Origin of the sequence: Sphingorhabdus sp. EL138, assembly GCF_945862485.1 — a bacterium.
Taxonomy (GTDB): domain Bacteria; phylum Pseudomonadota; class Alphaproteobacteria; order Sphingomonadales; family Sphingomonadaceae; genus Sphingorhabdus_B.
On the sequence record NZ_CAMAYF010000005.1, the window covers coordinates 109,408 to 130,789 of the forward strand.

Here is a 21,382-nt window from a genome sequence, read left to right on the forward strand (position 1 = left end):
TTGGGAGCACCATTTCTGTCTCATGACCTCAAATGTTGAAATCTACACCAAATTCGCCTGCCCTTATTGTGTGCGGGCCAAGCATCTTTTGGACAGCAAGGGCGTCACATATAGTGAATATGATGTAACCATGGACGCGGCAAAGCGTGCTGAGATGGTCGCACGTGCGCCGGGCGCCCAAACTGTGCCGCAAATTTTTATCAATGATGTCGCGATTGGTGGGTCCGATGATTTGCGCGCGCTCGACAATCAGGGTAACCTGGATAGCTTGCTGGGAGTTGGCGGCGCGCAATGATCACATTTGACCTGAACTGTAGCAACGGACACCAGTTCGAAGGCTGGTTCGCGTCCTCTGCTGATTTTGATGCGCAGAAATCCAACGGTCTGCTCATTTGCCCAACCTGTAATGACGGCAGGATTCAAAAGGCGCTGTCAGTGCCAAATGTACCGCGCAAGGGTAACCAAGGGGCCGTGAGTTTGCCTTTAGTCGCCTCTGCCGGAGCCGAACTGAAAGCGGATGCTCAGGCGCCCGAAGTTTTGCCCCCAGCCGTGGCGGAGCTCTTGCAAAAATTGGCCCATGCGCAATCCGAAATGCTGGATAAGTCGCAATGGGTGGGCGGAAATTTCGCCGAAACCGCGCGCGCCATTCATTATGGCGAAGAACCCGATCGGCTGATCCACGGCGAAACCAGCAGGGACGAGGCAAAGGCTTTGGTCGAAGAAGGCGTGGGCATTGCGCCTTTGCTTTTTCCGGTTATCCCGCCCTCGGCAAAAAATTGACCGTCCGATTGCGCACAGCTATGACCAGAGTCGCTGCACCCATAGCTCAGCAGGATAGAGCATCAGATTCCTAATCTGGGGGCCACTGGTTCGAATCCAGTTGGGTGCACCATATATTTCAATGATTTATGGGCCGCTGGTAGCGTAAATTGCGGTGGGATTTAATTTCTAGTAATCACATAATAATCACCAGCCGACGCTGCGTTGCGTGTTCGGCTTATCTTATTTGAGTGCGAGAACGCCGCACGAAACTTCATATACCGCAAATTGTTTATCCGTCCAAGAACCTGAACTTCGACTGGATCTTGAATCATTGTTGACCCAGACAACTGTGCTGTCGCAGCAATTGCCAAACATAGTCGGATATCACGTGATGCGACAATTTGAGTTCAGTTTCGTATCGGCTAAGGAAATGACGCGACAGCGCCGTAATTTTGTCTTGCGGATTTGTCAGCGGAGCCATCATTAACCGGACGGCGCTCAGCCGATCAAAAAAAGAGACTTCTAAGCTTGCCGTCCTCGAAGAACCGAATGCGGATTAGGATCTTTGCGATGACACGTAAATTGACCTTGCGTCATCCTTCTCGTTATTTTACTTCGTAGGCCACAAATGAAGCTGGCGACGAAAGACAGCAAATATGCGGGCTACTACGCCGACAGCCGTTAAAACTGATACGCCATCAAAGTTGCCTCTTTGGCGGCAGCTATATGTGCAAGTGCTGGTCGCCATCTTCCTGGGTGCTTTGTTAGGGTATCTCTATCCCGATATCGGTTCTGCCTTAAAGCCGCTGGGTGATGGCTTCATCAAATTGGTCAAAATGATCATTCCGCCGGTCATTTTTCTCACCGTCGCAACCGGAATTTCGGGTATGCGCGATCTGTCGGCTGTTGGCAGCGTAGCTGGGAAGGCATTCGCATATTTCTTTTTCTTCTCGACGCTTGCACTGATTATCGGTCTTATGGTCGGCAATATCGTACAGCCCGGTGCTGGCCTAAATATTGATCCCGCCTCGCTCGATGCCAGCAAAATAGCAGATTATGCCAAAACATCAGAGGGGCAGACGATTGCTGGCTTTGTGCTTAACATAATTCCAGAGACTTTATTCAGCGCCATGACCAGTGGCAATATATTGCAGGTGCTGCTTGTCGCTATACTGACCGGGCTCGCGCTGTCTGCCACGCGCCCCCATAGCGATTTGGTGCTCGACGTCCTTGCCTCGTTCAATGTGGTGATTTTCAAGCTCGTTCACATGTTGATGAAATTGGCCCCAATCGGGGCGTTTGGAGCGATCGCGTTCACGATTGGCGAATTCGGTATCGCCTCGCTTGCTAACCTCGCAGCTCTAGTGGCTACTTTCTATGTTACCTCGCTGCTGTTCGTGGTCATCGTACTTGGCGCCGTTGCATTTTTCACCGGGTTCTCCATTTTTAAAATGATCCGTTATTTGCGTGAAGAACTCTTGCTGGTGCTTGGCACGTCGTCTTCCGAAGCTGCACTTCCCAGCTTGATGGAGAAGATGGAAATTGCTGGCGCACGGAAGTCGGTAGTGGGCTTGGTTGTACCTACCGGCTATTCATTCAATCTCGATGGCACCAATATATATATGACGTTGGCCGCTTTGTTTATCGCCCAAGCCGTAGGCATAGATCTTTCCATGTCAGAACAATTGGCTTTGGTTTTGGTTGCAATGATAAGTTCAAAAGGCGCTGCTGGTGTTACAGGTGCAGGATTTGTGATCCTTGCAACAACGCTGTCAGTCGTACCCTCGGTGCCTGTCGCAGGCATGGCGCTCATTCTTGGCATTGACCGATTCATGAGCGAATGCCGGGCACTTACCAACTTCATCGGCAACGCTGTCGCCACAATTGTTGTTGCACGTTGGGAAGGCGCGCTGGACACAGAACGTCTGGCCGCAGCGATGGCAGGAAAACCGATACCTTTACCGGAAGAAGATATTGAACGACACGAACGCAGCGGGCCGCGCAGCGAAGCGCTCGCAGAAACGTTGGGTGAAGCGACTTGATCGCGCGGCGGACATTGCTGCAAAACCTCGCTGTGCTGACCGCGATAGTTGCTGTGCAATTTAGCACGGCTGCGCCTGCATTAGCTAATGCGTGGGAGGAAATTCCCTTATGGCCAGGCCAGCCGCCCGGCAAGGGCGGGACAACTGGCCCTGAGAAGCTGGGCGGAACAGGTGCTGGTTTTGGCGCGCTATCAAACATCTCAACCCCGCGCATGCGCGTGTATCGGCCCGCAAAGCCGAACGGAGCGGCTGTATTGGTATGCGGCGGAGGAGGTTATTTCAGGATCCAGCTGTGGAAAGAAAGCACGCCCATCGCACAATGGTTGCAGGAACGCGGCTTCACGGTATTCGAGCTTCTTTATCGCCTACCAAACGATGGCTGGGAAGCCTCGGCACCTTTCATGGACGCGCAGCGGGCGATGCGTATCATTCGCACTAAAGCTACGGAATTCGGCCTAGATCCAAAACAGATCGGCATCATGGGTTTCTCGGCCGGTGGTCACCTTGCTGGGTTTACGGCATATCAGCCCGAACGTCAGCTTTACACTGGGTCCGACACGTACGAAAAAGTAAGCGCAAGGCCCGATTTTGCAGCGTTGCTGTTCCCTGTGGTATCACTGCGCCGACCTTATGATACGACGCGCACCCGTCGAGAGATTGTAGGTGAGAACCCCTCTACAGAGGCGGAAATTGCTTGGTCCCTTGACACTTATGCTAGCGCCGACGCTCCGCCGACAATCATCTTTGCATCTGCCGATGACAAGACCGCGCCGCCTGGGCATGGCATCATGCTTTTTGAAAAACTCAATGCCGCGGGCGCTTCGGCAGAGCTGCATTTGTTTCGGGACGGTGGCCATGGCTGGGGCCTAGGCCTGCCCAATCAGGTGTTGAGCCAGTGGCCGGCAATGTTTATCAAATGGTTTAATTCGCTAAAAAGTTAGAAAACAAATAGGGAGAATGAAGATGGCATCCAGATTGTTCCGAAAGCTGGCGTTGCTCAGCACGACAGGGCTAATGACGGCGACTATGGCGCACGCACAAGATGCAAGCACTCCGGCGGTCCAGTCTACCGAGGAAACGGAGGCGACAATCGTCGTTACCGGTTCACAAATTCAAGGCGCGCAGATTAATGATGTCCTGCCGGTAACTGTGCTCGATGAACAGCAGATTGAGAATACAGGTGCGTCGTCAGGTGACGAGTTGTTCCGCTCCATTCCGCAGGCCGGAACCGTTGCCTTCAATGAGCAAAACGCAACTACGCAAAACAATGTGCGTGGTGACGTTGGTTCGGTGAACCTGCGTGACCTGGGAACGGGCAATACCTTGTTGCTGATGAACGGCCGCCGGATGAACTTGCATCCCGGCTTTCAAACAGAGTTACTAGTACCCGTTGTCAGCCCTGACACTAACGAAATTGCACCTGGCAGCGTACGTCGGATCGAAGTTTTGCGCGACGGCGCTTCCGCAATTTACGGGGCCGACGCAGTCGCAGGCGTCATAAACACCGTGCTCAAGGGTAATATGAAGGGCGGTTTCTTGGAGACCGACTGGCGTGCTTCTGACGGCACCAGCCTTTACAGCTATTCCATCTCCGGAGGGCTCGGTTTTGATTTTGGCGGCGGGCGCGGTAATTTGACCATGTATGGCGGCCATTTTCATGAAAATGGTCTTGGTGCGCAAAAACGGGATTATTCGCGCGACGATGATCGCACGCGATTGCTGTTGGGAACCGATTTCGAAGGGGAAGCCTCGTTCAACAACCGCAACACGTTCGGGCCGTTCGGGCAATTCGATATTCAGACATCACCCAATAGCCGAACGCCGATAAACGACGACGATTTCTATCTGCAGCCAAGCTCGTTCACAGGCTGCCGTATGGATTTCCGCAACGGCATCTGTGCGCGTAACGGAGAAACACCAACGACTGCGGTGCGTTATAACACCATATTCGGCAACACGCTTATCAGTGGCAAGGACCGCTACAACGCGATGGCATTGTTTAACTATGAACTGAGCGACAGTGTGGAAGCATATTTTGAAGGCAGCTATTATCGCTCTGAAAATAAGCGCCTTAATGATGCATCCGCTATTCTTAGCGCGGTACCCGTGGGCATTGCGCGCACCGCCTATTGGAACCCATTTGGCCCAACAACATTGGCCGGCGGCGTTGCCAATCCCAACCGCCTACCTGGCACAACTATCCCAAGTACTGGTGCTGATGTCATTATGGAACGGTATCGCTTTGTCGATGCTGGCAACCGTGCTGTGCTTGTTGACAAGGACGCATACCGGCTTGTTGGTGGTCTCCGCGGCAATTTCGGCGCTTGGGAGTTCGACACTGGCTTTGTCTATTCTGAGTCAAAGGTCACCGATCTCGAAACCAACCGCGTTTCTCTTACCGCCATGCAGCAATCGATTAATCGGACCACGTCTGATGCCTATAATCCCTTCAACGGTGGCTGCATCGAAGATCCAGGCCAAGGCGATTGTACCCCGAACCCAGCATCGGTTATCGACACGTTCCGCATTAATGTGTCTCGCGTAGGCGGCACCAGCTTGGCGCTTGCCGATTTCAAGATCAGCCGCGATGACCTAATCGCGTTGCCCGCTGGAAATCTTGGCGTCGCGACGGGCGTCGAATGGCGACGCGAAACCTTTTATGATGATCGCGATGCACGGCTGGACGGGACAATAACGTTCACCGATAGCGTAACAGGCGTATTCAACGGCAGCGACGTCGCAGGTACCAGCCCGTCGCCAGACACCGATGGAACGCGCACCGTCTATTCTGCTTTTGCGGAAATATTCGTTCCAGTGGTCAGCAGCGACATGAATATCCCGCTGGTTGAGGACTTCAACGTTCAGATGGCTGGACGGATTGAGCGCTTTGAAGACATTGATGCAACTGCCGTGGTTCCGCGCGTTGCCGCGTCATGGACCACTATCCCCGGCGTAACTTTCCGCGGCGCTTGGTCGCAAGGCTTCCGCGCGCCTAATCTGGTGCAAGTCAACGACGACGGCACGACCCGGTCCAATACCCGTGACGATTTCGTGGTTTGCCAGGCACAGGTCCGCAAAGGCCTCTTATCGAGTCTAGACGCCTGCCCAGGGGCCGGTGTGATTAGCTTCCGTTCGGGGGCGCGTAGCCTCAAGCCGGAAGATAGCGAGAGCATCAACCTTGGAATCGTATTGGAACCAAAGTTTATGCCGGGGCTGACGCTGACTGCAGACTATTGGCAGGTTAAGCAGACCGCGTTGGTTGGCACATTTGGTGACGACAACGCGATTGCGCTTGACCTTCTGCGTCGTCTTGGTGGCAGCACTAATCCGAACGTCATTCGCGCTGCGCCAACTGCGGATGACATTGCGCTGTTCACCGGCACTGGCCTCACCCCAGCAGGTAAGATTGTGCAGGTCCTTGATCCTTATCTGAACCTCGACAGCCGCGTGTCAAAGGGTTGGGACATTGGCATGAATTACAAAGTGCCAGATTTTGGGATCGGGCAGTTCCGTCTCCGCCTGAATGCCGCAAGATTGAAAAGCTTTGTTCAGTCTGCTGGCGTTGACGGCGAAGAACTGCTTGCCGGAATTGCTGCTGGCAAACTACCGGCCGACGTTACTGTTGGCGGATTGGGCGAATTGCTCGAGATTGATGGCCGTCCCAAATGGCGGGCAAGTGGATCCGTAAATTGGGAGAGCGGTCCTTTAGAAATTGGCCTGTTCGGTCAATATACGGGCAAGATTTGGGACACCAGCGTCGTACGCGATATTCTTTTGGTATCCGACGATCCAAATGCTAATTTCTACAGAGTGAAAGACCAATTCCTTACGAACCTATCGGTTTCTTATACGATTGATAACGATACCGCGCTGAGCGGAACGCGTTTGAGATTTGCTGTTAACAACCTGTTCGACAAGGACCCGCCGCTCGCAGACGAGACTTATGGTTTCTACAGCGAGTTGTACACAGCGCGCGGGCGTGTCTTTCACGTCGAACTTCGCAAGAAATTTTAATGCGATGCGGCGGGCAGGAACTTGGTTATCGCTCGCCGCGTGGATAGGGATCGGGTCGGTTGCACATGCGCAGCCACCCGCCACCCCAGCTTCATCTGTTTCCAAACCTACACTGTCTGGTTGCAATACAGCGAAAGCTAGCGTTAAATTTGATTTTGAGGGCGCGTCCCGCTCTGTCTGTTATGTGGAGAGTGAACGGACGCTATCAATTTTAGTGACACCCGAACACCTACCACCAATTAACCCAAGCCCATGGTATGCCTTTCGCTACAGCGCGGAGGAAGGCGGCAATCTAACGGTTCACGTGCGCTACCTTGGCGCACGCCACCGTTATGCACCAAAATGGCGAGGACGTGGTGACCCTTCGGCGCTTTCCGTTGTGGTTGCCAAAGACGCCAGTTCGGTGTCAATTACACTGCCGCCGGGCGAAGGTGTTGTCAGTGGCCAGCCGCTTTTGACAAGTGTTCATTACGACAATTTGCTTGCACAGCTTACGAAAAATGGGGGCGGCAGCCGGATTGTGATTGGCCAATCACACGATAGACGCCCTATTGAGGCCGTTCGTCTGGGTTCTGCTGATGCGCCGCGCCTTGTGCTTATGTTGGGCAGGCAACATCCACCTGAAGTGACGGGTGCGTTCGCGATGGACGCCTTTGTGCTTAAGATTGCAGATCTGGTCCGTAACGGCTCCATAAACGGAAAAGAATTTCAGTTTCTGATTGTCCCTTTACTCAATCCCGATGGCGTAGCCCGGGGGCACTGGCGAGGTAATCTAGGCGGGACTGACCTCAACCGCGATTGGGGTATTTTCAAGCAGCCGGAAACGCGCGCGGTCAATGATTGGCTGGCTTCGCTACCGGCACAAGTAAGGCCGGCTTTAATGCTCGATTTTCACTCCACTAACCGCAACCTCTTCTATGTGCAGGGTGACGAAGCTAATGCGCAAGGCAAGGCGTTTCTAACTGCATGGCTCGTGGGTAAGGAGAGCGCCTTTGCGGGATATCCATTTAAGATTGAGCCACGCGATGCCAATCCCGGTTCGGGTACGACAAAGAATTGGTTCAGCGCGACATATGGTATTCCGGCATATACCTACGAGGTCGGAGATGATTCAGACCCTGCAGCAGTTCGCGCTGCAGCGGAGGCGTTGGCTCAAAATTTGATACCATCTCTGGATATGTCGCCTAAAGAGTGAAGCAAGGGCATGTGCGCAGGTGAGATACTCAGCTCAATCTGGGGATTTTGAATGCGCGTTCCAATGACCCATCGCCTCGCAGCGATCCTAGCTTGTCCCTGGGCGTTTTTTGCACCAACGTCGGCAATTGCCAAAGAGTGCGTACCGCTTGCTGACGGATCGTCGCAGATTGTTTTCTCTGGCTGGGCAGGTCCTAAACTGCCTGTCTTCGTGCACAAGCCGAGAATAGCTGGGGCCGATAGCAGGATTGTTTTTGTCATGCATGGCGTGCAACGTGACGGCGACCGATATAGAGACGAATGGCGCGATCTGGCCGAAAAGCACAATCTTATAGTCGTTGCGCCGACTTTTGGCAGAACAGATTTTCCCACTACAGGCTCTTACAATCTCGGCAACATAGTCGATGAGAAAGGCCGAAAATCACCTAAAGAAAAATGGTCATTCTCCGCAATCGAGCCGTTGTTCGACCACATAGTTTGTCGTGTGTCTGGTAACCAACGGGGTTATGCGCTCTATGGTCATTCTGCAGGTGGGCAGTTCGTTCATCGCTATGTAGCCTTTGCCGATGCGCCCCGAATGGAAGTCGCAGTTGCCGCCAATTCTGGATGGTACACGATGCCTGATAATGGTGCTTTTCCTTATGGCTGGGGCGGCGATGTGGCAGGACTGGTTTCGCCCGCGGCGGCGTTTCAGCGACCGCTAACCATCTTGCTGGGAACTGAAGATATTGATCGTAACGATCCTAACCTGCGCATCAATGAGCAGGCTGACAAACAGGGGCGGACGCGTTTTGACAGGGGGCACGGTTTTCTGACCGCTGCAAGGAAGGAGGCAGGCGAGGCCTCGCTGATCAGCTGGAAGATCGCCTATGCACCTGGGGTCGGGCACGACAATGGTCGGATGGCTCCGTTTGCCATTCCTCACCTGTTAGCCACAACTGGAAGTAACCGTTAAGGCCAATACTGTTATTGGGCACAAAGCAGAACGGCTACAATTGGGCCGGAAGCTGACTGACTGGTTTTTCTGATAGATGAGAAAAAGCGGACTAATCCAAACCTTTGGCGTATATCAATACACAACGCTACGCCGAACTGCCATCCGTCAAAACGAAGGTCGATATGGCCGATTGGCAAAAATCTCTATGTAGGTCAACAATGTATACAGGCCATTGCATGTCAGACGCTATCAACGTCCAGCAAGCACGTGGGATAACTCTAGGGCGGCTATGGCAGTTATTGCATGAAACCCAAATTAGCGCCGTTAAACCGGCCAATGTTGGGTGAGATGCTGGGTAATTCGCTAGGTGCAACGCCGAACCAAGTGGCCAGTGTTGCGGCATATTGATCCACTGAGATTGTTGGGAGCAAACGGCCAACGCCGACTTGGTCTGGACTTCTAACGGAGATTTGTGGAGCGACGCCGTAATAGCGGCCGCCGTTAACCGCGCCACCCATGATGAAGTGATGTGCGCCCCAGCCATGGTCGGAACCATCACCATTCGACTGCAGCGTGCGGCCAAAATCGGAGGCTGTGAATGTGGTCACTTTGTCAGCGACACCCAATTCCACGGTAGCGCGATAAAAAGCGTCCATTGCGAAGTCGACACGGTCCATCAGCGTTGCATGCCCCACAATCAAATTGTCGTGATGGTCAAAGCCGCCCAAGTTTACCATAAACACTTGGCGCTTTACGCCTAGCGCTTGGCGAGCAGCGATCAACCGCGCAACAATTTGAAGCTGGTCAGCTAAAGTGTTGGTACCGGACACTGGCCGGAATGACGTGGCAAGCGATGTCGGTTGGAGCGCCGCATTGACAACAGTTTCTGCATCAATGGAGCGGCGTGTTACCCTATTATATTCAGCTTCAAACATATTGTTGCTCGACTGCGTCAACAACGTGCGAAGGGCGTTGCTGCCCGCCGTAGAGCCGAATAAGGGGCTCTTGAGACCACTGATAGAAGTCGCCCCCGCTGTCGAGATTTGATAGGTAAACGCGTCTTTCCCAGCCAAAAACACGGTATTGCCCGCCGCCGAAATGCACGTGAACAATGAATTTGTGTTGCTGGACAAGGCTAGGTCCCCCATGCGGCCACCCCAGCCGTCTGTGGAACCTTCGGGCTTAGACGACTGCCATGTAGATTGTTGGTCATTATGCGAAAACAATTTCGCAGGCCGGGGGTTTGCGACCCAATTGCTGCTTTGATATTGGGCCAAAGTTAATGGCGCAATAAGTGGACCAACATTTAGCAATGGTGCAATTTTACCTGCATCAAACAAAGCTTTCATGCGGGTCATTTGCGGGGCGAGCGCATATTGCACATTATTGGTCAGCACTTGGCCATTAGCGGGTGTGAGGGCAGTTGCCGCGAGAGACGAACGTGCTAAGGTAATGCCTCCTGCAGTTTGGCCAGGGCCGCCACCGCGAATGGCGCTATAAAGGTCGTAATTTGCCGAGTCATAGGGTATCAATGTACTGTTATGGTCATTGCCACCGTTTAGAAAAACGCAGACCAATGCGCGATAATCATTGCCTGCGCTGAAAGCGGCAGCCTCCCCCATGCCAGCAAGACCCATGGCCCAAGACCCTGCTGTCCCAGCCACGGCCAATTGTTTAGAACGGCGAAGGAAAGCGCGCCGTGACAAATCTTCCATTTTGCTAATGTGCACGATACGCTCCCTATTTTTGGACGAGATAATCGGGGGAAGCAAACACAAGAAGTGTCGCCAGATACACGCGTCGTTCCTTGTCTGCCACCGCACTGATGTCCGTGACGGTCGTCGCGTCAAGCGCGGCCTTGATAGTAGCTTTGGTGGTGTCGGTGAGCTGGTTTCCGGACAACAACAAGGACAGCCTGTTAAGTAAGGCCGCAGTGTCGGAAACGATAGCTAACTCACGCGTATAATTGGCTTTAACGTCATTGTTCAGGCCGTTGACTGATCCGATGGCTGAAGCCATGAAGTTGATGTAGCCGGCAACACTGACTTCGGTAACGATTTGGAATTCAGGTGCGACAAGCGCGTTCGTAGCAATGGCCGTGTTCGCAGGGACGTAACCCGGACGGTAAAAATTGAATACGGACGGCGCACGCAAAGGGCTTTGCCCAAGACTGGTGGCAGGATTGGACAGATTTGCGATGATCCAATTACCTGATCGCGATGTGGCACCGAAATTTCGGGCCCATTGCGTAAAACGCAGCACGGGCTCGCGTACTTTACCAAAGGTCGGCGACGTCAACCCAGCCGCATTTGTGGCTTCATCATCCAGCAAAATGGCCTTGAAAACCGCGCGCAAATCGCCACGAACGCCAGAACCATTATTGTTAAATATCTTGGCAACACGATCAACATAACCAGCGCTAGGGTTACTGGTCACCAAACGCTGGATCATTTGTTTTGAAAAGAAAGGGCCAACATTGGGATGGTTAAAAAGTGCGTCCAGCGCCAGTTTCATGGATGTTGGGGCATCAGTGTTGGCCGGAATAGTTGTGCCCAGAAATGTTTTTTCCAACATGGAATGTTCGCTGCTGGTCTGCGGCCTTGACCATCTGGTCGGGTCGCTTGTCATTGGCCTGATTACAGATTCTAACGGCGCTACCAATGTTGATGGCACACGGACAGAAGGTGTTCTGACCAAATTCGAATAGTCGTAACTATAACCGGTAAATACGCGCGCGAGGTTCGACACATCGGAACTAGTATATGTTTCGATGGGCTGACCAGTGGTTCCGAGTTTTTTGGTGCCGTCATTATTCAGCTCATTCAAACCAATGGTGAAAAGCTGCATGACTTCACGCGCATAATTTTCGTCGGGTACGCGACCAGTCCGCGTATCTTCTTTCTTGTTATCGAGTGTGCTCAGGTAAACGCCCATTGCGGGGTTGAGTGTTACATCTTCCAGTAACTGACGGAAATTACCCAGAGCATGGCGGTTGAGAACGTCCCAGTAAGCCGCCATAGCATTCGACCGCCATGTGATTTCGATGCCGTTGGTGGATACGACAAAAAACTGGGAAAGCGCGTACGCCAATCTTTTACGCACGGGGTCGGGGCTGGTGATCAACTGGTTCCAGACCATATAATCGGCGAACACGCTATTGTTGTAAAATTCTTCGGTGGTGACTTGATCATAACCGCGCGATGAAAGCCATGCGACACCCGTCTGGCTAATCGGAATGTCCATCTGCTTATCGAGCCAGGCCACATATCCTACAGATCGGATATCCGCGATTTCGGTTTCAGTCGCCGCAAGACTGGCCTTCAAAATGAAACGGACTGCTTCGCCATCTGTCGTGGGCTTAGCGACTTGCACCGTTGGTCCAAAAATAGAGGTATTTGAATTCCCGTCAGCGCCTCCGCCACCACATGCGGCTAGGGCCAATGATGCAGCGGGAATAGCAAAAATGGCGGGCGATTTTTCCCGGATAATTTCCTGCGACGCAGCGAAAGCGTCATCGGAGACGTCAAATTTTGTTGGCCCCTCAAGAGCCGCGCATTCAGCTTGCGTCATTACACTTTCCCCCCAACCAGAAAGGCCATTCCAAGTGTTGGAAAGACCGTGGTTCCCAACGCCGTTGTCACACCAGTGTAATCATGTAACGCTTACGTATGGTTACACTTGTTTATACCTTTTCCAATTCCAAACAATTAATTTTTTTGTTGCGATGGGTGGGGTAGGAGATTAGTCAGCGCTATGGTACCAAGCGTGATTTAGTCTCAGAATATGATCAACAGGCGCTTCACCCCCTCGTTTTGTGCAGTTTTTCTTCTCGCGGGATTGTGCTCGGGTGCGCACGCAAACGTTTTCGAACGTAGGCAAAATGGCAATCTCGTCGAAATATCTAAGCCGGCATGGCGGTCGGACGCGTCGCCGGATGTCGGCGATCGATATGGTCCCAAAGCAGAGCCCGCATCTATCTCTTCCCAATCACAAAATGCCGTGCGGCAGCATATTCACGCCACGGCAACGCGCTTCGGCGTTGACCGCAACCTGGTCGATGCCGTTGCTTGGCAAGAGTCACGATATAATCCGCACGCGCGCTCCACGGCAGGGGCGATAGGTGTGATGCAACTTATGCCCGGGACTGCGCGGCAATTGGGTGTCCGTAACCCACATGATGTGGAACAGAATGTGGTCGGTGGGACAGCTTATCTGCGTCAGCAGCTTGAACGTTTTGGCAATAACGTGCCGCTTGCTTTGGCTGCATACAATGCCGGACCCGGTGCAGTTATAAAATATGGCGGCATCCCGCCGTACCGCGAAACACAAGATTACGTCCGCCAAATAATGCAACGTCTATCGGCAACGTCGACGTATCGCCCAGGATATTGAGGTTCATGATGACATATACATTCTCCCGTTTTTTCACCTTAGCTGCGTTGGCCTTTGCTCTACCCAAAACGGCGATGGCGCAGGTCGCTAATGTCGATCCGCAGGGTTCAGGGCCAATCGTCAATGCGCTAGGCTGGATACAGGGCACGCTGCTTGGCAATGTCGCAACGACGGCAGCCGTAATCGCCGTTGCCGTTGTGGGCCTGATGATGCTGACGGGACGCATGAACTGGCGCTTTGGTGCCACCGTCATCATTGGCTGTTTCATTCTCTTTGGCGCCACAGCGATTGTCTCAGGTATTCGTATCGCCGCAGTTGGCGGTTAGGCTATGACCCCGCTGAACCGCACGCCGATATTCCGGGCATTAACACAGCCGCAGATGTTTGCTGGCGTTACCTATAGCTATTTTGTCATCAATCTGGTCGTTACTACCGAGATTTTCTTGATCACGCGTTCATTTTGGGCGATCCCGGCAGCCGCCATCATCCATGCTATTGGCTATATGGCGTGTTTGCGCGAGCCCCGGATTTTCGACCTCTGGATTACGAAAGTAAGCCGTTGCGGCCGTACGCGCACATATGATCTTTGGCGCTGCAACAGTTACCGGCCTTAATCTATGAAAACGGTTGCCCAAAAAGCCTCAGCTTTGGACCCCTGTGCAGGGGACCGTCTGCCTTATGCCGGGCATTTGGATGACCATACGGTTATGACCCGCAGCGGCGACTTGATCCAGATGATCCAGGTCGACGGTGTTGCTTTTGAAACTGCCGATAGTGAAACACTGAACCATATGGCGGCGGTGCGTGATGTTGTGATGCGCGGCATCGCAAACTCTAACCTGATGTTATATTGCCACGTCATCCGTCGTCAGGTGACTGCCGAACTATCGGGCGCGCAACCAGAGGGGTTTGTCCGTGACCTAGACGATGCGTGGCAGCAACAATTGCGCGGCAAAAGGCTCTATATAAATGACATAGTGCTAATGCTAGTACGTCGACCAGCCCGGGGAAAGATCGGCTTTTTTGACCGCCTCACCAAATGGGGCAATGGTACACGCAACAGCGCCGAACGGCTGGCTGACCAAACGCGGGAACTGCGCGAATTGGATGCGGCACGTACCAACCTGCTTTCCGCCCTCAGCCGTTATGGCCCGCGCCTGCTGGGCCGCTATCAAGGTGCGAGCGGTATCTGTTCCGAACCGCTTGAGATATTGTCGGCTCTATATAATTGTGAAATGCAGCCCGTGCTTGAACCCATGGGCGACGCTGGCCACTATCTGCCCTATAAGCGGATCAGCTTTGGCCTGGATGCTCTGGAATTGAAAGGCGCTAGCGCTAACACGTCGCGTTTTGGTGCCATTGTTTCCATCAAAGATTATCCTGCTTATACCGCACCGGGTATGCTCGATAATCTGCTGCGCCTGCCGCATGAGCTGACGATGACGGAGAGCTTTGCTTTCATCGACCGGCAGATCGCAGATGAGCGCATCGGGCTTGCACTGCGCCGGTTACGTGCGACCTCAGACGAGACTACGACCCTGCGCCAAGGCCTACTGGGTGCAAAGGATGACCTTACGGGCGGAGCTGCGGCTTATGGCGAGCACCATCTGACTGTCCATGTCCGCGCTATGACCTTGGCCGCGCTGGATGCTGCCGTCGCCGACGTGCAAGCATCGCTGGCTGATATTGGGGCCGTTGCCGTGCGTGAGGATCTCAATCTTGAAAGTGCCTTTTGGGGTCAATTTCCCGGCAACGCAGATTTTATTGCGCGCAAGGCATTGGTGTCGACGGCCAATTTGTCCGGTCTTATTTCGCTCCATGGGTTTCCGATTGGCATGCCTGAAGGCGGTCCATGGGGTGAACCAATCACGGTGCTCGAAACGACATCCAGCACGCCCTATTTCTTTAATTTGCATAGCGGCGATTTGGGTAATTTCACGCTTATCGGGCCATCGGGGTCGGGCAAAACGGTGGTGCTCAATTTCCTGATTGCGCAAGCGCAGAAGTTTTATCCCCGCACTTTTTTCTTTGATAAGGATCGTGGTGCCGAGATTTTCATTCGCGCCATTGGTGGCCATTATGATGTCTTGCGGCCCGGAACGCCAACCGGTTTCAATCCGCTTCAACTACCCGAAAATGCAACAAATCAGGCGTTTCTGCGCCAGTGGTTATCGCAATTGCTTACGCCAGCGGGCGGGCAACTTACTGCCGATGAAAACGCGATTATCGCGAGTGCCGTGGATGCTAATTTCGGTCAGCCCACCGAATACCGCCAATTACGGTATTTGGTGGAGCTACTGGCTGGTGGCGCGCGTCCCATCCGTGGTGATCTCGCTTCGCGCCTTGCACCTTGGTATGGCTCGGGTGAGCATGCATGGTTGTTCGATAACTCAGCAGACCAGTTGAACCTTGATACAAGAACCGCTGGCTTTGACATGACGGCATTGCTCGACAACCCAACCTTGCGGACGCCCGCGATGATGTATTTGTTCCACCGCGTTGATGAACGCTTGGACGGCAGCCCGTCCATGATTGTAATCGACGAAGGGTGGAAAGCGCTTGATGACGACATCTTTGTCCGCCGTCTGAAGGATTGGATGAAGACCATTCGCAAACGCAATGGGGTAGTCGGTTTTGCCACACAAAGCGCAAGTGACGCGATTGAAAGTAAGATTGCCGCGACCATCATTGAACAATCCGCCACGCAATTGTTCATGAGCAACCCCAAGGCACAAGCATCCGATTATTGCGATGGTTTCGGCCTTACCGCGCATGAGCTGGATCTCGTGCGATCCTTGCCAGAACATTTGCGCTGCGTTTTGATCAAACAAGGCGGGAATAGCGTGGTTGCGCGTCTCGACATTGGCAATATGCCCGATGCAATCACCGTGTTGTCGGGCCGCGAAAGCAGCGTTCGTAAACTGGACGAACTGCGCCGCGTGCATGGTGATGCGCCGTCCGAATGGATGCCGATATTGTTGAAGGATGCGCAGGAAGTTGCATTGGCCCCGTGGTCAGCTGCAAAAACGGGAATGCATAGCTGATGGCCAGTTGCGTTACCCTCAACCCTGCGGCAGGCTCGGCGGAAACGATGGTGAATGCCGTTGATTGCTATATCGGGGCCACCGTGCAAGCTGGCTATGCCAATTTGCTGGGCCAAGGCAGCGTGTTTAGTGTTGCCCTCACGATTGCGTTGACGATTTACGTCGCGATCATCGGTTATCGGCTGATATTTGGACGTTCCTCGCTTAGCGTTGGCGAGATGATGCCGCGTATGATCATGATTGGCGCGGTGCTGGCGCTGACCAGTAACTGGGCAACTTATCAGGTTTTGGTATACGATGTCTTGACCGAAGGGCCGCAGGAAATCGTGCGTGCTATTAACCCTGATGATGGGGATGTGCGCGGCATTACCGAACGTATTGATGTGCTGTCGGGCCGCATGGTTGACCTTGCCGATGCTTGGACGGAGTTTGATGCTCGGCCGGAACAGATGCTGCCAACAAACACAACAGCGACTGAACCCGCAACACTTCCTGTGACCGCAAACAATATCACCGCTTTTGTCGCGCCAAAGGACTCGCTTGGTCCCAATATGCTATTGTTTAGCGCACTGTTCCTCGTGCTGGCTTCGGCAGGTGTCCTGGTCGTGGCGAAAATCATCCTGGGCCTGCTGCTGCTGCTTGGCCCCATCTTTGCGGTGCTGGGTTTATTTGCCTCTACACGGGGTTTGGCCCTCGGCTGGGGTCGGGCGGCGATCATAATGGCGTTGGTGCCTGTCATGACGATGATAACGTCTGCGGGGGCTGTGGCGGCGCTTGAACCTATATTGACGCAAATGTATGTGTCTGCGGGGCAGGGTGATTTCTCATTGCGCGGAGCTTTGACCATATTGGTCATCGTGCTCATCATGGTGGCGGTGGCGGTGCAGCTATTCCGAATTGGCCGTACGATTGTAAGTGGCTGGACCTTGTCCTTTGGGCAAGGTCGCACAATCGATAGTCAAGTTTCCGCACCAGTCGCTAATGTCCCAATGCCGTCCAGCAACATCGTGTATAATGAACGCATGCAGTCGCTGATCGGCGCTATTGAGCGTTCCGCCGCGGCAACCGCAAGCAGCAGCCCGAGCAACCCGCGAGGGATATTGTTGCCGCAGCGGGTAAATGCTGATGCGGATCAAGCAAGACAGAAAACCAGTTATTCCGACCGGCGCATTTCGCGAGGCCCCGTCAATGCGATCCGCGCGCCGATTAAAGCCATCAGGAACGTTGCATGATCCGACATTATCTTTGGCTCGCCCTTATCATCATGGCAACAGGCACCATGGGCATTCTGCCGATGGCAGTATCCGCCCAGGTTTCCCCAAATATCCGCTATGTGGATTATAACCCCGATGCCATTATTCGTCTGACTGGCCATACTGGCTATCAAATGATGCTTGAATTTGAACCGGGTGAACAGATTGAAACTGTTGGCATTGGTGACTCCTCTGGCTGGCAGGTGACCCCTAATGGTGCAGGAACGGTCATGTTCCTGAAACCCGTGGGTCTAACGCCTGCGACCAATCTCTCGATTATCACAAACTTGCGGCGCTATAATCTTGAACTGTTAGCCAAATCCGGCCTGCGTGTGCCGCAAAGCCAGATTATTTATGCGGTGCGTTTCCGCTACCCACCGAAAGTCATGGCAGCCGACGCTATGGCAACGCCGCCACCTTTGATTGCAACACCGCCAGAATTGTGGAACCGCGCCTATAGCTATGACGGCGCAAAGGCCAACGTGCCCGAACAAGTGTTTGACGATGGTAAAGCGACCTATTTCCGCTTTGCTGCTGGCACGGCGGCTCCTGCAATTTTTAGCATTACGCCGGACGCTGGCGAAAGTGTCGTTAACTTTGCGGTGCGGGGGCCTTACACTGTCGTTGAACAAGTCGCGCCGCAGTTTGTGCTGCGTCATGGCAAAGAAGTCACTATCATCTTTAACGACGCTTATGCCGTGCCGACACCCGGCGCAGATGCCCCGAAACAACGCGCAACAAAGAAAAAATGCGGTCTGTTTGGCTGCAAATCGATGGAGGCAAAGCCATGAGCCTGCTCAAATCCGGGAATGTTGACCCGCGCGCCAGTATGGACACCGACACGCTTGAAGAGGCTAACCAAAAGATTTTGTCTCCGGTAGCCATGCCAAATGGCCTATCGCCGGGAATGAAATTGGGCGTGCTGGGCATTGGCTTGCTTGCCATTTTAACCTTTAGCAGCTTGGCAAACAGCCGGAATGAAGCAAACCAAGCTGCGGCACAGCCTGCCGCCGTTACGCCAAATGCGGTTGTTCCGCCCGGCGGTCTCGTGCCGCAACCGACGCTGCGTCCGGGACCACCGGAATTGCCGCCGCCAGTCCTGATACCACCGCCTGTGAATAATCCCAATGGCGCAGCACTGGGTATTGTCGGTCCCGCAGCCTCTGGTCCGAACCGCTTTCAATCCCCTGGCATCGTCGTGGATACCACAAAAGGCGGGGTCGCCTTGGTGCCGCCTACGCCTGGGCTCGCAGGTGCAAAAAACGACGATTTGAGCGCGGAAGACAGATTTTCCGACCGCGTTGCAGCTGGTGAAAACGCGCCTGCCCGTGCAGTGCGTATCGCCAATAGCAGTTATACGGTGCCGCAGGGCGCAATCATCGCAGGCGTTCTTGAAACCGCCATTAACTCAGATTTACCCGGCTATGTCCGCGCCGTGATCAGCCGCGATGTCATGGGTTTTGATGGCCGGCGGGTGCTCATCCCCAGTGGAAGCCGCTTGATTGGGCAATATCGCTCGGGCCTCGCCGCTGGACAATCTCGCGCGTTCATCGTTTGGACGCGGCTGACGCGCCCAGATGGCGTGACCGTGTCGCTCGGCTCGCCTGTCACCGACCCGCTTGGCCGTGCGGGCCTTGGGGGTAAAGTGGATAGCCACTTCCTGAAGCGGTTTGGTTCGGCGATATTATTGTCCGTTGTGCAATCCGGCCTTGGGCTTTTGCAGCAAGGGGGTAATGATGTCATCGTCCGCACGGCCGATGATGCCAAAAGCGTTGCTGGAATTGCCTTGCAGCGGGACATCAACATCCCGCCTACGGTAAAAGTTGCGCAAGGGACGGCCATCCGTATCTTCATAGCCCGCGATCTCGATTTTTCGGGTACCGACGGCGACGGGCAATGAACCACATCGCGCCCATCGCTGGCGATGCCGCAAATGTGTATCTCAACAGCTATCTAGCTCCATTCAGCGATTGGTTGGCCTGCGATGATGTGACCGAGATTTTGGTGAACCGGCCGCAGGAAATATGGATAGAGCGGCTTGGGGTTGCACAGATGGAGCGTCACGACGCCCCACAGGTTGATAGTCAGTTGCTGGAACGTCTTGCGCACCAGATCGCACGCATCAACCATCAAGGGGTTAGCCGCGAAAGCCCATTGCTTGCCGCTATATTACCGGGCGGTGCACGCGTGCAGATGGTGTTGCCGCCTGCAACGCGCGGAGATGTTGCGCTCGCGATCCGCAAACATCGGTTACAAGACATGACACTGGAAAGCTATTTTGAACAAAGTGCGCTTCCATCGGTGCGTAATGTAGCTGACGACAGCTCTGTGCTTGCGTCGCTCTTGCAGGAACAAGATTATCTAGGCTTTTTCCGGGCGGCGGTTGCGGCGCGCAAAACGATCCTCATTTCAGGCGGAACGTCATCTGGTAAGACAACATTATTGAACGCGTTGTTAAAGGAAATTCCAAAGCATGAGCGCGTCATTGCCATTGAGGACACCCCTGAAATCCGTCTGAGCAGCGACAACGCTCTTGGCTTGGTCGCTGTCGCCGGTGACCAAGGTGAAGCAAAAGTGACCATCGACGATCTTATGCGCGCTTCGCTCCGTATGCGGCCTGACCGATTGATTGTGGGCGAATTGCGCGGCGGCGAAACGGTTACGTTTTTGCGGGCCATCAATACCGGCCATCCCGGTTCCATCAGTACGGTGCACGCCAATTCCCCCCGAGGTGCGTTCGAACAAATTGCCTTCATATGTATGCAGGCCGGACTTGGCCTGGGTCGTCAGGAAACGATGGATTACGCGCGGTCAATGATCGACATTGTCATCCAACTGGACCGTCACAGCGGCCACCGTGCCATAAGATGTGTTGAGTTAACGAACGCTGCATGACTCCAACCCCGTCACCCCTGCGAAAACAGGGGTCTCTGGCGTTCGCGTCTCTTTGTCCTTTCGTTTATCCCAGCCTGGCGGCGTTGTGCCGCCCGAGATGCCAGCTTGTGCTGGCATGACGAAAGTGCAGACATGGAATAAGGGACAATCAATTCACCTTTGCGGAACATTGCACTCCCGCCAACGCAGTCTCGACTTTGCCCATGCCGAACGGCTATGGGGGCTGCATGAGCACACAGAATAAATCCGCAATCGTCCTTTTGTCCGGCGGTCTTGATTCCATGGTCGTGGCCGGATTGGCGCGAGAGGCGGGCTATGACCTGATTGCGTTGACTATTGACTATAATCAGCGTCACAGGGTCGAGCTGGACAGCGCGGCGCGTATTGCCACGCATTTGGGGGCGAAGGAGCATATCATCTTGCCGCTGGACCTGACGCGCTTTGGCGGGTCGGCGTTGACGGCGGATATTGATGTGCCGAAGCAAGGCGTCGAGTCCGGTGCAATTCCGGTGACCTATGTCCCGGCGCGCAACACGATATTCCTGTCTTTGTGCCTTGGCCTTGCCGAAGCACGCGATGCCCGCGATCTTTGGATTGGCGTCAATGCGCTGGATTACTCGGGCTATCCCGATTGCCGTCCCGATTTCATTCGCGCGTTTGAGGCGACGGCCAATTTGGCTACCAAAGCGGGGGTCGAGGGCGACCATTTCACCGTCCACACACCCTTGCTAGATATGACCAAAGCGGACATCGCGCGCGAAGCAGCACGGCTTGGGCTGGATGCAGGCATGAGTTGGTCCTGCTATGATCCAAGTCCCGACAATACGGCCTGTGGTCAATGCGATGCCT

General features: G+C 54.0%; 17 protein-coding genes, 1 tRNA gene and 1 pseudogene. 17 read left to right on the top strand and 2 right to left on the bottom strand.

The annotated features are described in order from the left end of the window. The first annotated feature begins 22 nt into the window (after positions 1-22). The 8 genes from grxC to Q0O33_RS04000 all read left to right on the top strand — a co-directional run bounded on the left by grxC (position 23) and on the right by Q0O33_RS04000 (position 8,967). Positions 23-295: a glutaredoxin 3 gene (gene grxC, locus Q0O33_RS03965; protein ID WP_295496348.1), complete on the top strand. Its 273-nt coding sequence runs from the start codon at positions 23-25 to the stop codon at positions 293-295. After that, a complete protein-coding gene (locus Q0O33_RS03970; RefSeq protein ID WP_295496351.1) occupies positions 292-780 on the top strand; it encodes a DUF1178 family protein in 489 nt (162 codons plus the stop codon). The genes grxC and Q0O33_RS03970 overlap by 4 nt, the downstream gene beginning before the upstream one ends. Before the next feature lie 35 nt (positions 781-815). Further along, positions 816-892: transfer RNA gene (locus Q0O33_RS03975), tRNA-Arg, on the top strand. A gap of 526 nt (positions 893-1,418) precedes the next feature. Next, the gene (locus Q0O33_RS03980; RefSeq protein ID WP_295496354.1) at positions 1,419-2,804 is read left to right on the top strand and encodes a dicarboxylate/amino acid:cation symporter; all 1,386 of its coding nucleotides are present in this window, start codon (positions 1,419-1,421) and stop codon (positions 2,802-2,804) included. Further along, positions 2,801-3,745 carry an alpha/beta hydrolase gene (locus Q0O33_RS03985; RefSeq protein WP_295496358.1) on the top strand — a complete coding sequence of 315 codons (945 nt, stop codon included), beginning with the start codon at positions 2,801-2,803 and terminating at the stop codon, positions 3,743-3,745. The genes Q0O33_RS03980 and Q0O33_RS03985 overlap by 4 nt, the downstream gene beginning before the upstream one ends. A gap of 22 nt (positions 3,746-3,767) precedes the next feature. Continuing rightward, complete coding sequence (locus Q0O33_RS03990; protein WP_295496360.1) at positions 3,768-6,818, top strand: TonB-dependent receptor; 3,051 nt, start codon at positions 3,768-3,770, stop codon at positions 6,816-6,818. A 214-nt stretch (positions 6,819-7,032) separates the two neighbouring features. Beyond that, complete coding sequence (locus Q0O33_RS03995) at positions 7,033-8,013, top strand: M14 family metallopeptidase (protein ID WP_295496363.1); 981 nt, start codon at positions 7,033-7,035, stop codon at positions 8,011-8,013. Positions 8,014-8,076: 63 nt separating this feature from the next. After that, complete coding sequence (locus Q0O33_RS04000) at positions 8,077-8,967, top strand: hypothetical protein (RefSeq protein ID WP_295496365.1); 891 nt, start codon at positions 8,077-8,079, stop codon at positions 8,965-8,967. 278 nt (positions 8,968-9,245) lie between these two features. On the opposite strand, the gene Q0O33_RS04005 is transcribed toward Q0O33_RS04000, so the two are convergent. Further along, positions 9,246-10,679 carry a DUF1501 domain-containing protein gene (locus tag Q0O33_RS04005; protein WP_295496368.1) on the bottom strand — a complete coding sequence of 478 codons (1,434 nt, stop codon included), beginning with the start codon at positions 10,677-10,679 and terminating at the stop codon, positions 9,246-9,248. Between the two features lie 10 nt (positions 10,680-10,689). Beyond that, entirely contained in the window at positions 10,690-12,519 is a 1,830-nt protein-coding gene (locus tag Q0O33_RS04010; RefSeq protein ID WP_295496370.1) for a DUF1800 domain-containing protein, read from the bottom strand. Positions 12,520-12,948: 429 nt separating this feature from the next. Between Q0O33_RS04010 and Q0O33_RS04015 the strand changes: the two genes are divergently transcribed. From Q0O33_RS04015 to queC, 9 genes and pseudogenes are all read left to right on the top strand, one after another. Beyond that, entirely contained in the window at positions 12,949-13,341 is a 393-nt protein-coding gene (locus Q0O33_RS04015; RefSeq protein WP_295496372.1) for a lytic transglycosylase domain-containing protein, read from the top strand. A gap of 5 nt (positions 13,342-13,346) precedes the next feature. After that, positions 13,347-13,667, top strand: a complete 321-nt coding sequence (locus Q0O33_RS04020) for a TrbC/VirB2 family protein (RefSeq protein ID WP_295496375.1) — start codon at positions 13,347-13,349, stop codon at positions 13,665-13,667. A 3-nt stretch (positions 13,668-13,670) separates the two neighbouring features. Next, positions 13,671-13,955 (top strand): VirB3 family type IV secretion system protein, encoded by a 285-nt coding sequence (locus Q0O33_RS04025; RefSeq protein ID WP_295496378.1) that lies wholly within the window; start codon positions 13,671-13,673, stop codon positions 13,953-13,955. Positions 13,956-13,958: 3 nt separating this feature from the next. Continuing rightward, positions 13,959-16,385, top strand: a pseudogene (locus Q0O33_RS04030) (VirB4 family type IV secretion/conjugal transfer ATPase); the annotation flags it as partial. Further along, the gene (locus tag Q0O33_RS04035) at positions 16,385-17,617 is read left to right on the top strand and encodes a type IV secretion system protein (protein ID WP_295496380.1); all 1,233 of its coding nucleotides are present in this window, start codon (positions 16,385-16,387) and stop codon (positions 17,615-17,617) included. The pseudogene Q0O33_RS04030 and the gene Q0O33_RS04035, both read left to right, overlap by 1 nt. Then, positions 17,614-18,429, top strand: a complete 816-nt coding sequence (locus Q0O33_RS04040; RefSeq protein WP_295496382.1) for a TrbG/VirB9 family P-type conjugative transfer protein — start codon at positions 17,614-17,616, stop codon at positions 18,427-18,429. The genes Q0O33_RS04035 and Q0O33_RS04040 overlap by 4 nt, the downstream gene beginning before the upstream one ends. Further along, entirely contained in the window at positions 18,426-19,538 is a 1,113-nt protein-coding gene (virB10, locus tag Q0O33_RS04045) for a type IV secretion system protein VirB10 (RefSeq protein WP_295496385.1), read from the top strand. Before Q0O33_RS04040 ends, virB10 begins: the two co-directional genes overlap by 4 nt. Then, positions 19,535-20,533, top strand: a complete 999-nt coding sequence (virB11, locus tag Q0O33_RS04050; protein ID WP_295496388.1) for a P-type DNA transfer ATPase VirB11 — start codon at positions 19,535-19,537, stop codon at positions 20,531-20,533. The genes virB10 and virB11 overlap by 4 nt, the downstream gene beginning before the upstream one ends. Before the next feature lie 227 nt (positions 20,534-20,760). Next, positions 20,761-21,382 (top strand): 7-cyano-7-deazaguanine synthase QueC (gene queC, locus Q0O33_RS04055; RefSeq protein WP_295496391.1); only part of this gene is annotated, 622 nt, incomplete at its 3' end.